Source organism: Pseudomonas sp. RIT-562, from assembly GCF_026241895.1.
In the GTDB taxonomy this organism is placed as follows: domain Bacteria; phylum Pseudomonadota; class Gammaproteobacteria; order Pseudomonadales; family Pseudomonadaceae; genus Aquipseudomonas; species Aquipseudomonas mandelii_F.
The window spans coordinates 96,124-109,609 of sequence record NZ_JAPJIV010000009.1 but is presented as its reverse complement, the minus strand read 5'-3'; the positions used below and the strand labels follow the sequence as shown (position 1 = coordinate 109,609).

At 61.4% G+C, this 13,486-nt stretch carries 13 protein-coding genes; 4 read left to right on the top strand and 9 right to left on the bottom strand.

The annotated features are described in order from the left end of the window. Positions 1-9: 9 nt before the first annotated feature. From ORL50_RS13750 to ORL50_RS13730, 5 genes are all read right to left on the bottom strand, one after another. Positions 10-1,398, bottom strand: a complete 1,389-nt coding sequence (locus ORL50_RS13750) for a DUF1329 domain-containing protein (protein ID WP_266015651.1) — start codon at positions 1,396-1,398, stop codon at positions 10-12. A 12-nt stretch (positions 1,399-1,410) separates the two neighbouring features. Next, on the bottom strand, positions 1,411-3,108 hold the full coding sequence (locus tag ORL50_RS13745) for a DUF1302 domain-containing protein (protein WP_266015649.1): 1,698 nt from the start codon (positions 3,106-3,108) through the stop codon (positions 1,411-1,413). A gap of 57 nt (positions 3,109-3,165) precedes the next feature. Then, entirely contained in the window at positions 3,166-4,290 is a 1,125-nt protein-coding gene (locus ORL50_RS13740) for an FAD-dependent oxidoreductase (protein ID WP_266015647.1), read from the bottom strand. Positions 4,291-4,377: 87 nt separating this feature from the next. After that, positions 4,378-4,788, bottom strand: a complete 411-nt coding sequence (locus ORL50_RS13735; protein ID WP_266015644.1) for a Rieske (2Fe-2S) protein — start codon at positions 4,786-4,788, stop codon at positions 4,378-4,380. A gap of 3 nt (positions 4,789-4,791) precedes the next feature. Further along, complete coding sequence (locus ORL50_RS13730; RefSeq protein ID WP_266015642.1) at positions 4,792-5,733, bottom strand: VOC family protein; 942 nt, start codon at positions 5,731-5,733, stop codon at positions 4,792-4,794. Between the two features lie 278 nt (positions 5,734-6,011). Here ORL50_RS13730 and ORL50_RS13725 point away from each other — a divergent pair, with 278 nt between their 5' ends. Beyond that, positions 6,012-6,974, top strand: a complete 963-nt coding sequence (locus ORL50_RS13725) for a LysR family transcriptional regulator (protein WP_266015640.1) — start codon at positions 6,012-6,014, stop codon at positions 6,972-6,974. A gap of 59 nt (positions 6,975-7,033) precedes the next feature. Continuing rightward, positions 7,034-8,191 carry an alpha/beta hydrolase family protein gene (locus ORL50_RS13720; protein ID WP_266015638.1) on the top strand — a complete coding sequence of 386 codons (1,158 nt, stop codon included), beginning with the start codon at positions 7,034-7,036 and terminating at the stop codon, positions 8,189-8,191. Between the two features lie 124 nt (positions 8,192-8,315). On the opposite strand, the gene ORL50_RS13715 is transcribed toward ORL50_RS13720, so the two are convergent. The 3 genes from ORL50_RS13715 to ORL50_RS13705 all read right to left on the bottom strand — a co-directional run bounded on the left by ORL50_RS13715 (position 8,316) and on the right by ORL50_RS13705 (position 9,770). Continuing rightward, positions 8,316-8,813 (bottom strand): RES family NAD+ phosphorylase, encoded by a 498-nt coding sequence (locus tag ORL50_RS13715; protein WP_266015636.1) that lies wholly within the window; start codon positions 8,811-8,813, stop codon positions 8,316-8,318. Continuing rightward, the gene (locus tag ORL50_RS13710) at positions 8,813-9,379 is read right to left on the bottom strand and encodes an Xre family toxin-antitoxin system antitoxin (RefSeq protein ID WP_266015634.1); all 567 of its coding nucleotides are present in this window, start codon (positions 9,377-9,379) and stop codon (positions 8,813-8,815) included. Before ORL50_RS13710 ends, ORL50_RS13715 begins: the two co-directional genes overlap by 1 nt. Positions 9,380-9,449: 70 nt before the next feature. Then, entirely contained in the window at positions 9,450-9,770 is a 321-nt protein-coding gene (locus tag ORL50_RS13705) for a DUF6124 family protein (protein ID WP_266015632.1), read from the bottom strand. Between the two features lie 970 nt (positions 9,771-10,740). Between ORL50_RS13705 and ORL50_RS13700 the strand changes: the two genes are divergently transcribed. Both ORL50_RS13700 and ORL50_RS13695 read left to right on the top strand, forming a co-directional pair. After that, positions 10,741-12,090 (top strand): metal-dependent hydrolase family protein, encoded by a 1,350-nt coding sequence (locus ORL50_RS13700; protein ID WP_266015630.1) that lies wholly within the window; start codon positions 10,741-10,743, stop codon positions 12,088-12,090. 11 nt (positions 12,091-12,101) lie between these two features. Beyond that, positions 12,102-12,548, top strand: a complete 447-nt coding sequence (locus ORL50_RS13695; RefSeq protein ID WP_266015628.1) for a GlcG/HbpS family heme-binding protein — start codon at positions 12,102-12,104, stop codon at positions 12,546-12,548. On the opposite strand, the gene ORL50_RS13690 is transcribed toward ORL50_RS13695, so the two are convergent. Then, positions 12,533-13,468 carry a LysR family transcriptional regulator gene (locus tag ORL50_RS13690; RefSeq protein ID WP_266015626.1) on the bottom strand — a complete coding sequence of 312 codons (936 nt, stop codon included), beginning with the start codon at positions 13,466-13,468 and terminating at the stop codon, positions 12,533-12,535. The two genes, ORL50_RS13695 and ORL50_RS13690, sit on opposite strands and share 16 nt — an antisense overlap. Positions 13,469-13,486: the final 18 nt, after the last annotated feature.

Here is a 13,486-nt window from a genome sequence, read left to right as displayed (position 1 = left end):
CGGTCCGACTCAGCGAACCCCGGCACCCGCCATTGCCGCTGGCGAAAACTCCGAAGCCTTGTAGCGATCCACCACGCCGTACTGCTCAGGCAAGCCGGTGTAGACGTTCTGGATGAACCAGGCGCCGGAGGTCAGGTCGTAGAAGCCCGAGGATAGTTGCGCCTGCGCCGGCAAGTCCGGGAGCACCGCTGGCAACGACCACAGGGTCTTGGCCAGTTGGCCATTGGCGTCCCAGCGGTCGCCGAGCATGGCTTGCCAAGTGTCTTCGTCGAGGTAGTAGCGGCCCTTCGGCAACTGGTGGCGTTTGCCTGGAGCCAGGTCGGCTTCCACGACCCAAACGCGGTGCAGTTCCCAGCGCACGTAGTCGGGGTTCATGTGATGGGCGAGGAACAGATCCTCCGGCTTGGCTGCGGTTTGCACCTTGTTGGTGTTGTAGGGGATGTACATTTCCTGCTTGCCGATCAGCTTCCAGTCGAAGCGGTCCATGCGGCCCTGGAACACACTCAATTCGTCGAATGACATGACCCCGGCAGTCGCTGGAGTGGGTGTGTCGCAGCAGGCATTCGGCAGCTTGCGCACCCGCCGCTGGCCGGTCAGGTAAACGTGCGCCTGGGACTTGTCGCCATTGATGTTGGTGCGGCCCATGATCTGCTCGCCGGCACGCAATGGCGGCCCGACGTTGAGCAGGCGGAACAGCCAATAGTCGCCGGTGAAGGATTCAGGGGAGCCGTCCTGGTAGTAGTAGGGCATTTCCTGGATCGCCTGGCCGTCAGTGGTCATCACCTGCTTGCCATCGGCGGTCATCAGGTAGTGACGGAAATGCATCGACAACGAGGTGCCGCGCCAGTTGAGCACGTGGTTCCACATCGCTTCCGCACCGTTGTGCGGCACGGGGAACGGGATACCCCCAAAGGCGCCTTCGGGTACCGGCCCGGCGCTGCTCTCCACGAGTTTGGCGCGGGTCGCGTTTTTCAGGGTGTTGTCATACACCCACTGCGGCGCCGCTGCGGAGCGACGAGTCGGGTAGACGTCGATGCGATAGGTGTCGGGGAAACGCTTGAACATTTCCTTGGTGCCGTCGGTGAGTTTGCTGCTGTATTGCGCGAGGTTCTTCGAGGTGATGCTGAACAGCGGCTTGTCCGCTGCGAACGGATCGCTGCGTTTGCCACCCTGTTTGAACGAAGGGTCGACCTTGGTGTAACCGCCATCCCAGGCAGGAATGCTGCCGTCGGCATTGCCCGCACGCTCGGCGCCCATCGGCGTGAGGCTCTTGGACAATTTGGCCGCTTCTTCAGCCGTAGCCGCCACCGCCCACTGGCTGCAGACGGCCAGGGTTGCGAGCAGCGCGAAACACAGTGCCTTGAGCTTGAATGCCGGATTATTCTTGTTGGAGGTCATGCGCAAGTCCTCTTAGAACGTGGTCTTGACGGAAAAGGCCAGGTAATCCCGATCCTTCAGCGATTGCTTGTAATTGAACTGGCTGAGCGCGTTGAGGTTGGTGTCCTCGGCGCCGTAGTAATGCGTGTAGGTCAGCCCCGCAGTGACACGGTCCAGGTAGGTGGCGGTGATGCCGATGTTGATGTCGCCGCCGTTGTCCGGGCCGAACGAACTGACCACAGCCGACTTGCCCAGGGGGAAATAGCTGACACCCAGCGGAATGCTGATATCGATGCCGGAGAACAGCTGGCGATAGGTCGGGGTGTAGACCATCTTGAAGCCGAGCCCGTCATCCGTGGCATTGGGGTCCAGGGCCGCGCGGTTTTTCGTGACATTGAGCAGGCGGTTCCAGGCGATCTCGCCAACGAATCCGGACTCCCTGGCCAGGAAGTTCGGTCCGAACGAGGCCAGGACGTTGAGGTTGACGTGAGCAGTGCGTCCGACCGCGTACAGTGCGTCGTCATCGTTGTCGGCCACCACGCCCGGCAGAACGGTTTGCCCATTGGATACAAGCGGCATGTTCCAGCGCATCGACGCTTCACCGGCGAAGCTGTACTCATCCATGGTGGTGGAAAAGCTCGCACCCAGGGCGCGAATGTCTTCGGGGTAGACCCAGTAGTACTCACCGATTTGCCCGGTGGCGAAGTTCGGTGCGCCGCTGGATGGCTTGAGATAAAGCTTCGGTGTCTTGTCGTGGTACTGGATTGCATAGAGGCCGTACTCGACGGTTTCGGCGCTGTACTTCAACTGCAGGCCGCCCTGCCCCGAACTGCGCGCCTCCTTGTCATTGCCGTGGAAGAACGCCGCCGGACTGGCGGGGTTGCCACCCAGAAATGCCGGGAACGGCGCGCCGACGATCAGGCGTTCGTTGCCTTCACCGATGGTGTCACTGGTGGAGAAGTAGCTGCCGGCACCGGGCAGGCGAGTCTCCTCCCATTCGAGCTGGTAGTAGGCGCCCAGCGAGACGTCGTCGGTCAGCTGGAAAGTGCCTGACAGCTGATTGACTGGCCGGGTGATTTCCTTGAATTGGGTGTTGGGCACCGACTGGGCTTTCACCACGTCCACCGGGGCCATGCCACCGGCAATGCCGTTGGCGCCGAAGAACAGGCTCTCGCCCCAGATCAGGCCATGCCGCCCGGCGCGTACGGAGGTAGCGCGATCGGCGACTGAGCCGTTCCAGTACACAAAGGCGTCGAGCAATTCGCCGTCGCCGCCATGCAGGTGGCGAGTGTCGTCGGTGAACTCGTCATAGGCCACCGAGCGTTGGTTGGCACGCGCCGGGTCATCGTTGTCGTTGTCCTGCTGGTATTCGGTGTCGTACCACGCCGCGCCACTCAAGCGTGCGCCGAAGTCCTGGAAGGACATGTCCAGCTCGGAAAGAATATCGGTGCGGTTGGAGATCAGGCCTTTCTTGAACGCCCGGTCGCCATCGTCCTGGTTGAGCGCCACCTGGCCTTGAGTCAGTTTGCTGCTGGGGTCCTGCGTGCGCCAGGCGGCGCTGTACTTGACCGTGTTGTCCCAGCGCAATTTGAAATCCGGGTTACCGGTATCGATCTGAAAAGCCTGCGCCGACTGGGTGCACAGCACCAAGGCCGCAGCCAAACTGAAACCAAAGGGTGCAGACGAGCTGACCTGGCGGCGCGCGAGCGTCGCAGTCTTGGAACTAACCATCGCGTTAACCTCTTGTTTTTATAGTGGTAACTGCTGAGGAAGAACTGCCGGGCGAAATCAGATCGGCTCGGCCGTCCGGGACAGCATCTGCTTGACCAAGCCGATGCGATCGAAGTCGCGGTCGTGCTGCATCTCTTTGTCGCCGGCCAATATCGAGCTTTCGCTGATGTATTTGCAGCGGTCGAACCGACGTTGCATGAAGCGCTGCAGTTGCTGCTCGACGCCTGCATCGGTGGTCAGTTCTTCACTCAGTACGATGGCGTCCTCGATGGCCATGCCAGCGCCCTGGCCCAGGTGCGGCGTGGTGGCGTGGGCGGCGTCGCCGATCAACAGCACGCGCCCGCGATACCAGGGTTCGTTGACGAAGATCACTTCCATGGGCTTGTAGACCACCTGGCTGCTGTCGGTGATTTGCTCGCGCAGTTCGCCGATCAGCCCGGTAAAACCCTTGAGCCGCTCACGCATCTGCTCGGCCATGGTGGCGGGCGCCATCCACGGATTGGTGGGTTCGTGGGAGGTCAGGAACATGTACATCAGGTTGCCCGCCAGCGGCACCAAACCGGCATTGCCAGCGGCACTCTGGTAGTTGGCGAGGTGATCGATCTGCGGGTCGCGCGGGAAGTTGTAGCGCCACACCGCCTGGCCGGTGAAGCGCGGCGTGTAGGTGTCGCCGAACAGCAACTGGCGCACCTTGGAGAACAGGCCATCGGCGCCGATCACCAGGTCGTAACGCCCGCGGCTGTCGTCGGTAAACAGCACGTCGACGCTGTCCCCCTGGTCTTCCAGGGATTCCACGCTGAGGCCCAGGCGCACGTTGGCACCCAGTTCCAGGGCGGTTTCACTGAGGACTTTATGCAAGGCCAGGCGCGAGATGCCGACGTTGGCCGGGTACTGCGGCCCTGCCAGGCGCTGCCCCGGGATGCGCGCCAATTGCTGCCCGGCCGGGCCGTAGATGGCCACGTCTTCGAAGGCAAAGGCCGCATCGAGATAGCCGTCGAGCACGCCCAGCTTGGCCATCTCGCGGACCACGTTGCTCTGCTGGATAATCCCGACGCCGTAAACCGTCCACTCGGATTTGAGTTCGATCAAATCCACGGCAATCCCTTTGCGTCGCAGCGCGATGGCTGCACACAAACCACCAATCCCACCGCCCACGATCAGAACGTTGTTCACTGCACTCATGGCATTCTCACTTCTTATTCTTGTGATTCGATGCAGCGTCGGGCACTGCGTCGTTGGGTCCAGCTTCCCGGCAAACCAGGGATTTGACTAATCGCGAGTAAGGATGCGATGTATCGCCGTACGCGATACCTCGATCTGTGCCGGCGACGCAGCGCGGCCCGGTGTTTGCAACACCAGCCAGCCCTCCTCCAGGCGCCATGGCAACGCCTCCAGCTTCTGGCCCAGACACGGGCCGTAGACGCATTCGCCAGTGCTCGGGAGAAACTGCGCACCGTGGGCGTAACACACGATCAACTGGCCGTCGGCACTCAGAAATCGGTCTTTGCGGTACTCCATGCGCACCTCCAGATGCGGGCAACTGTTTCGATAAACCCGCAGCTGCCCCTGATGCCGCACGGCGAACACACTGTCCTTGCCGCACTGCCAGGGATCAAATCCGCGCGCCTGCCCGTCCTCCAGTTCCTGCGCCCTGCACAGCCAGGCTTCGCTGTGACTCATGGCTCAACCAAGCTTGGGCGGCGGACCACCGGGGGCCCATTTTTCTTTCGAGTTGAACAGGAACAACTGCGAGTTATCCGCCGACAGCGGCGCGCGGCGTGCCTCCCAGGCGTCATCGTGCTTGTCCATGTCGGCGTCGTATTCGATGTGGCAACCCAACGGGCTGTTGAAGTACCAGAACCAGTTGGAGCCAAACAGGTGACGGCCCGGCCCCCAGAAACTGGTCCAGCCCTTCTGCTCGAAGCGGGTACCGGCCAGCAGCACTTCGGTGCCGCTGCCCATGTGGAAGGTGAAGTGTTCGCAGCCCTTCATGTGCGGCGGGGTCTGGATCATGAACAGGCAATGGTGATCATCGGAGCCCGCCGGGCGCATGAACGGCCCGGCGCCGATGAAGGTGTCGGTGGTCTTGAATCCCAGGCGCTCGGCATAGAACGACTCGGCCTTGGCGGCGTCCGGCACGAAATACACCACATGCGACAAGGTGCGCGGCGCGGCGCTCATGTCCAGGGTGATGCCCGGCTGGTTGAGCGGTCGCTGCGGCGCGTGGCCGGCGGCGTTGGTCAGGTCGTCCGGGGCGGTGTACGCCCGGCGCACTGTGACCTGGAAGGCGATGGCAAAGCCCATGTCATCGACGCTGTGCAGCACGTTGTCCTGGTCGCGGGTGACCTGGCGATCGCGGGCCAGTTCGTCTTCGATGGCGTCAAGGTCCGCCTTGCTGGCGACGCCGTACACGGTTTCGCGGATGGACGGCGCCGGGCCAATGGCCGCCGGCAGACCGGGGTCGTCCGCTCGGCGAATGATCACGGCGGTACCGTCCAGTGCTTCAAAACGCCCGCCCTCGCTGCCCACGGCAACCGGCGCAAGGCCGTAGTCACGCAGGCAATCGGTACAGGCTTGGATGTCATCGACGCCAAAAATCAGGGCATCAAGGCCAATGATGTTCATGCCTACCACTCCATTGAAATTATGATCCGGGAACGGCTGGCTGAACGCTCGAGATCAGGATCAGCCTGGCAACGCCCCCGGTGGTGGTGTCGGCTCAAGGTCCGACTGCGGCGAAGATTGACCTGAGGATGGGCAGCTGACTAATCGCGTGTGGGGATGCGACCTATCGGCAAACGCGATACCTGATGGCGGCGCAGATTGCCTTTCGGGCAGGCTTGACGCGGCACTGTATTCGTCCGAATGTATCGCGAAAATAAATACAACAATGGACGTGCCTGATGCGTTTCAATCACCTCGACCTGAACCTCCTGGTAGCGCTCGATGTGTTGCTCGAAGAGCAGAACATCACCCGCGCCGCCGAACGCCTGCACATGACCCAGTCGGCTACCAGCGGGGTGCTGGGGCGCCTGCGAACCTATTTCGAAGACGAGTTGCTGGTCCAGGTGGGGCGCAAGATGCAGCCCACCAATTACGCCCTGGAACTGGCCAAGCCGGTGCGTGAAGTGCTACTGACGATCCAGTCGTCGATCACCGCCAAACCGGTGTTCGACCCCACCACCAGCAAGCGCCACTTCCGCCTGGTGACCTCCGATTACCTGATCAGCGTGCTGTTCGCCCAGGTGATCCAGAAGATCCACCAGGAAGCACCCAACATCACTTTCGAGATGCTCGGCCCCAGCGATAATTCCGGTGAGCTGCTGGTGCGTGGCGAAGTCGACCTGATGATCGTGCCCGAGCGCTACACCATCGAAGGCCACCCCTCCAAGCTGCTGTTCGAGGAAGACCACGTGTGCGTGGTGTGGCAGGGCAACACCCTGGTGGGCGACAGCCTGACCCTTGAGCAATACATGGAAATGGGCCACGTCTCGGTCGGCTTCGGGCGCACCCGGCACATGAGTATCGAAGAGTGGTTCATGACCCAGTACGGCTTCAATCGACGCCTTGAGGTGATCACCAACGACTTCAACACCCTGCCGCAGCTGGTCGTCGGCACCCAGCGCATCGCGACCATGCACCAGCGCCTGGCGCGCCTGTATGCCGAGCATCTGCCGCTGCGAATCCTGCAGCCGCCGGTGAAAATACCGGTGATGCGCGAGGTGATGCTCTGGCACCGCAGCGTCGACGGCGACCCCATGCATCGCTGGCTGCGTGAGCGCATCAGCGAATTCATCCAGCACTTGGAGGAGCATCCTATCGCCGCTCGCGATACCTCCCATCCCGAGTCACGATTGGCCAAATAGTCGGGTGGTCCTTAACGTGCGCCTGGAACGCCAAGGCAACCACAAGGACAACAATAATCATGTTCCGCTATTTCCCGACCAACTACGTGTGGAATCTTTCAGTCAACCTGGCCATCGAGATGGGCGCCCGCATGGGCGAGATCGAAGAGATGTGCGCGCCGCTGCAGGAAGCCGCCAAACAACCCGACGCTGCCGGGACCAAGGCCTTCCGCGAGACCTGGGCGAAGATGGCCGACAAACTCTGCGGCCTGGCCGAGGAAGACGAAGCCCAGGGCCGGCTGTTATCCGCCGGCGAAAAATACAACCGCGCCGCCACTTACTACCTCACCTGCGAACGCCTGCAGGCCCATGGGGCAGCAGGTCGTGTCGAGCTGTACCAGCGCTTCCTGCAGACCTTCAAGCGCGGCATCGAGCTGTCGCGGGAGAACTGCGAACGAGTAGAGATCCCCTACGAGGGCAAACACATTTCCGGCCTGCTGGTACGCGCCGAAGGCGTGAGCGGCCCGGCGCCGATCCTGGTGCAGGTCAACGGCCTGGACTCGACCAAGGAAATGAAATACCGCGTCGGCCTCCCCGCCTGGCTGGCCAAACGCGGAGTGTCTTCGCTGATCATCGACCAGCCGGGCACCGGTGAAGCGCTGCGCCTGCATAACCTGATCGCCCGCTACGACAGCGAGCACTGGGCCAGCCGCGTAGTCGACTGGCTGGAGACCCGCAGCGAAGTGGACCCGCGGCGTATTGGCCTGGAAGGCGTTTCACTCGGCGGTTACTACTGCCCGCGCGCGGTGGCGTTCGAGCCGCGCTTTGCCTGCGGCGTGGTGTGGGGCGCGAACCACGACTGGCGCGATGTGCAAAAACGTCGCCTGGAAAAAGAAGGCAGCTTCCCGGTCCCGCATTACTGGTCGCACGTGTGCTGGGTATGGGGCGCAAACGATGTCGACGAGTTCATGGCCATCGCCGAGAACGTCCACCTGGACGGCGTGCTGGACCGGATCAAAGTGCCATTCCTGGTGACCCACGGTGAAAAGGATTCACAAATCCCCCTCAAATGGGCCCACCGCACCTACGAGCAACTGGTCAACAGCCCCAAGCGCGAGCTGAAAATCTTCACTGAACGTGAAGGTGGAGTGCAGCATTCGAGCTTTGATAACAGCATCAATGCCGGCCAGTACATTGCCGACTGGGTGGCTGAAAACCTGGGTGGGCACACGGGTTGATTGCACCCCTGTAGGAGCGAGCCTGCTCGCGAAAAACGTCAACGATGACGCGTGAAGCCTGAAAAAACGCGGTGCCTGTGAGTTCTTCGCGAGCAGGCTCGCTCCTACAAAAAGCCTCAGACTCTCACACCGATGGCTTATTGAGTCGCCCGTCGAGGCCAAATGCCTCTTGCAACACCACCTCGTACAGCCCATCAGCCAACAGCGGGTTCATCAACATGTTCCAGCTGTGTGGCGACACGCTCGAGGGCACCACCACAAACGGATACTGGTTCAGCAACTCAGCGCCAAACTGTTGCTGGCTGCGACTAGGAGTGCCGGGCACCAACCAATTAGGATTCGCGATCCGATCGGGCTGCACGACATAAATGCTCGAAGGGTCCAGCACGCGCGCCTGAGTCAAGCGATGAGGTTTGCAGTCCAGCGCCTCGAAACCTTTATGTACCGCGACCTCCAGGGTTGCGGTGGATGCATCCAGACTGGCATATACAGTCGCCATACCTTTAGGGTTCCAACGCCCACCGACCTTTTCAGCTCCCACCCCCAAGTGCCAGGTGGGTGCAAATTCCGCAGCGTCCAGCCGCCAGAAATGAACCTCGTTGCTCAGTGGGTCTTTAGCCATCAATAGACCCCATATTCCATGCGGATCAGAAAATCGTTCACCAATTCATACCCCACCGAATTAGCAATGAGATCGATGGGTATCTCTCCATCCAGACCTCGCGCAGGTTTAACCATCCACTGTTCCGCGAGTTCACGAGAGCCCAGCACCTGAGTCGCCTTTTCAAAAACCTCGGCGTAGTTCAGTGCCCGTGTGCTTTGCTCTGGAGTCAGCACTTCATTCGGTGTTTTCAGCCGCCGCGCCAGGGTTCGATCGGACGCCCCCACGATTTTCGACAGCACGCCACGCTGCTTGTACACCTCGCTGCTATCGATCATGTCGAGCACCGATTGCAGCGGAAATCCATTCTTAACTGCCCTGTATATAGCCATTCGGTCGTCTCCAGCTCTATCGGCGAGCAAGATCGAAACCATGCGTGGCCGTCCATTCGTGACTTCCAATGTCACGGGCGACGCTTGGATCAAACGATCGAGCGCAGCTTCCAAATCGCGTACTTTCGCTCTGCTCAGGTCAATCTTCTTCGGTACCGCCTCGTCAGCTGGGGCAGTTTTCTTTCTTGCACTCATGGCAACCTCCGCCAATCTGACATTTGGCATTAACTATAATGCCAAATGCCGAAAAGACCAATCCTGGATCTTAATCAGGCGGACTGATCTGATCCAAAACCCGGTTTGCCGTAATCTCCGCCAACATGATGCTGTTGGAGATGCCCAACAGTGCGTTTCGCGAACCATCGTCTAGGTGATCTACCAAGTGGTGGACCATCACATCCACTGAAGCCAGGGTTTCGACCAGATAGACCACCAAGGTTTCAGTAGTGGCCTGGGGGTCAACTGAGAACAGTTTGTTTGGTGTTCGCGGGGCGGATCTGATGTCGGCGATCGACGGGGATTGGTAATCGAGGTTGTTCAGGGAAGCCGGATCTGCGTCCGGAGGATTCGGTGTAACCTTGAACATTCGCTGATACTCCGCAACGGGCCGCGCATGCTTCTCTACTAAAAGAAGGGTGGCGGCTGTGTGCAGGTTAGTAGACCGGGGAGTACCAGCAATTACCGGCGCGCCGAAGCGCCCTGCGCACAGCCACCATCAAGTGAGGTAAGAAACTACCTGCCTGACAGAGCTCATGCACCTTACTGATAACACCTCGGGCTACTAAACCCGACCACTGAAGGGCAGTGGTCAGGAAACGATAAGCTCCGAGGCCAAGGTGGACAAGCCGGCGGATTCTGGCGTAGCCGTAGGCAATGGCGCAAGATCTTGTAGCTTTCAAGAGGTAAAACTGACGGCTTTTAAACAAGCGCTGTTGAGGTATGTTCAATCAGCGAAAACAAAGCCATACGCTGCGGTTGTGGAGGTTGATCGGCACCGCACAAGCAGCTGGTTGAACACCATCCCTGTGGGAGCTGGCTTGCCTGCGAAAGCGGTGTGTCAGCCAACAGATTCGTCAAATGAAAGACCTTCGCGAGCAAGCCGCGCTCCCACAGGGATCTGCTGCGCGCACATTATCTGTGTATGGCGCAGGTCAGCTGTAGGAGTGAGCCTGCTCGCGATTCGTTGTGTCAGTCAGCGTAAGTAGTGAATGTTCGGCCGTCATCGCGAGCAGGCTCACTCCTACAACCGAGTAGCGCGACTCGCGCGTAGTCCTCCTCGACCAGTGCCCGGCGAAGGTCATTCGCATGGCAGCAATAGCGTTTCGCGCACCATAAACGCCGTAGCAGCGGTGTAAAAATCGTCGATCACGATGCCTGTCATCGTAACTCGCGATGCCCTCCTCCCTAGGTGATATCTCGTCGCAAAGCCTTTAAAACAGCGGCTCCCAGGACCTATTGAGCCAATCAATACCCGGCCATCGACGCAATCTGTTGGTGCAGTACCTGCCAGTCCCCCTAGGCTCTTTTCGCATAACAATCAGCCAAGCGAAGACGCCATGCATAGCCTGCACCTGAAATGCCAAACGCTGTTCGACGGCACCGGCCTCGACACCCGTCAGCAGCAAACCCTGGTGGTTGAAAACGGTCTGCTGAGTTACGTCGGCCCCACTGCATCCGCGCCTGCACCTCGACCCGGCGACACCTGTGTGGATACCGGCGATAGCTTTGTCATGCCGGGCCTGGTGGATGTGCACACCCACCTGGCGTTCGGCAATGCGCAGAGCGAAGAAGACATCGATATCTGGACCAGCGACGAGTTTCGCGCCCTGCGCGGCACGTTCTTCGCCCAGCATGTGCTGGCGGCCGGCGTCACCAGCATGGTCTGCCCGGGCGACAGCGGGCAGCTCAGCATCGCCGTGCGCAATGCCATCGGCGCCGGGTTGTTCGAAGGGCCGCGAATTGCTGCCAGCAGCCGGGTCATCACCAATCGGCAGAGTCTCAACGACTGGTTTCCGAGCCGCATGGGCGCCCCGGAATTTTTCACCGCCTGCCTGGTGACCAGCCGCAGCGATGCCCTGGCGGAAATCCGCAAGCAGGCCAAGGACGGCGTCGACCTGATTAAAATTGCCATGGACGGCACCCACCGTCGCCCCAACGGTGAAATCGTCGCCGCGTTCACCGCCGAAGAAACTCACGAAATGGTGGCCGAGGCCCATCGCCTGGGCTGCAAGGTCGCCACCCACGCCTACGGGCGCGAGGCGGTGATGTACGCTGCGCGCGCGGGCGTCGACCTGGTCTTCCACGCGTTCTACATGGACGACGCGTGCATCGAAGCCTTGCTCGAAGCCGGCAGCATCCTGGCCCCGACCATGACTTTCCCGCAGAACACCGTGGACTTCTGCCAGCCCCACGACCCCGCCATCACCACCGGTTACGCTGGCTACTGCGCTCGGACCCTGGAGGTCGGCTCGGCCGTACTCAAGCGCGCCAAGGCCGCCGGCGTGCCGTTCGCCTGCGGCAGTGACAGCGGCTTTGCGGTGACGCCTTACGGCGAATGGCACGCCCGCGAGCTGGAACTGCTGGTGACTCGCCTGGGCTTCACTCCGGCCGAAGCCCTGTACGCCGCCACCAACGTCGGCGCGCGCTGCATGCCGCGCGGCGAGACCCTGGGCACCCTGGAGGTGGGCAAACAGGCCGACTTCCTGCTGCTCGACGGCTCGCCATTGCACGACATCCGCCTGTTGCAGGATCGCTCGCGCCTCAAGGCCGTGTACAAGGGTGGTCAGCCGGTCAACATGCAACGCAGCCCCTACAACCCCAAACAGGTCTCGGACTTCAACTCATTGAAATGGACCGATCTGTATACGCGCGACCGCGTTGCCCAATTGGGCAAGTGGGCCTTATGAGGACTGCCGACATGCACCCGCTCGATTTACTCATGGCCACCGATCTGGCGAGCCGCGCTATCCACATTGCCCGCCAGGCTGGCTTCAAGCCCATGGCCGTTGCAGTACTGGACGCCGCCGGCAATCCGCTGGCGGTCCTGCGCGATGAACACGCCAGTTTCCTGCGCCCGCAAATCGCCACCGGCAAGGCTCGCGGCTGCCTGGGGATGGGCTTCGGTGGACGGGAACTGGCACGTCGCGCGCAAGCGATGCCAGCGTTTTTTGACGCGATCAACAGCTTGACCGGTGGCGAAGTCATTCCCGTGGCCGGTGGAGTGCTGATCCGCAATGGCGAGGGGCAGCTCATCGGCGCCATCGGCATCAGCGGCGACACCTCGGACAATGACGAACGCTGCGCTCTGCTGGCCATCGAGCAGTGCGGATGGGTGGCGGATACCGGAGATCAACCCGCAGGCTGATCAAGCAACGCGGCCTGCTGCACCAGCAGGCTGCGCAACCAGCGCATCGCCGGGTCGTGCTCTTGATAAGGGTGCCACTGCAGCACCTGGGCCGCCTCGGGAAACTCCAGCGGTGCGGGGTGAATGTGCAGCGGGTAACGCTGGGCAAACCGCTGCGCCTGCCGGCGAAATACCGTGGCAATCCGCGTCGTGCCGATGACGAACTCCGGTATCAGCGCAAAGCTTTCCACGGCCACCGCCACCCGGCGTTGCACGCCCAGCTCCTGCAGGTGCACGGCGTCCATCGCCAGGTTTCGCCCGTCGGAGAACTCGCGCACCACGTGTTCCGCCGCGCAATAGCTGGCCAGGTTCAGGCCATCGGCATACTGCGCCTGAGCGGCGCAGACGATGCAACACAGCTCATCATTGAGCAACGGCACATGGGGAAAGGCCGGATTCAGGCGCCGCTGCGGCACGATCACCACATCACTGCGCCGATAGTCCAGCGCCTCGCTGACGACATCGCCGTCGCGTGGCGTAGGCATGTCGCGCAGGCTCAAGCGCACGCCGGGAGCAACTCGCGCCAGTTCCAGACTCACTGCAGGCAGCAATACACCAGCGACATAATCCGACGCCACCACCGTGAATTGGCGAGTGCAGGTCGCCGGCTCGAACCCGAGCGGCGAATCGACAATGTCGCGCGTCAGCGCCAGGGCCGCGCGCACCTTCGGCAGCAACTCCAGCCCCAGCGCCGTAGGCTCCAGGCGCCGGCCAACCGGCAGCAGCAACGGGTCATTGAAGTGTTCGCGCAGGCGCCCCAGTGCCGAACTCGTCGCCGACTGGCCCAGGCACAAGCGCTGCGCCGCCCGACTCACGCTGCACTCGCTGAGCAAGGCATCCAGGGCAACCAGAAGGTTCAGGTCAAGACGTCGATAACGCATGCGGTTCCGCTACAGGTG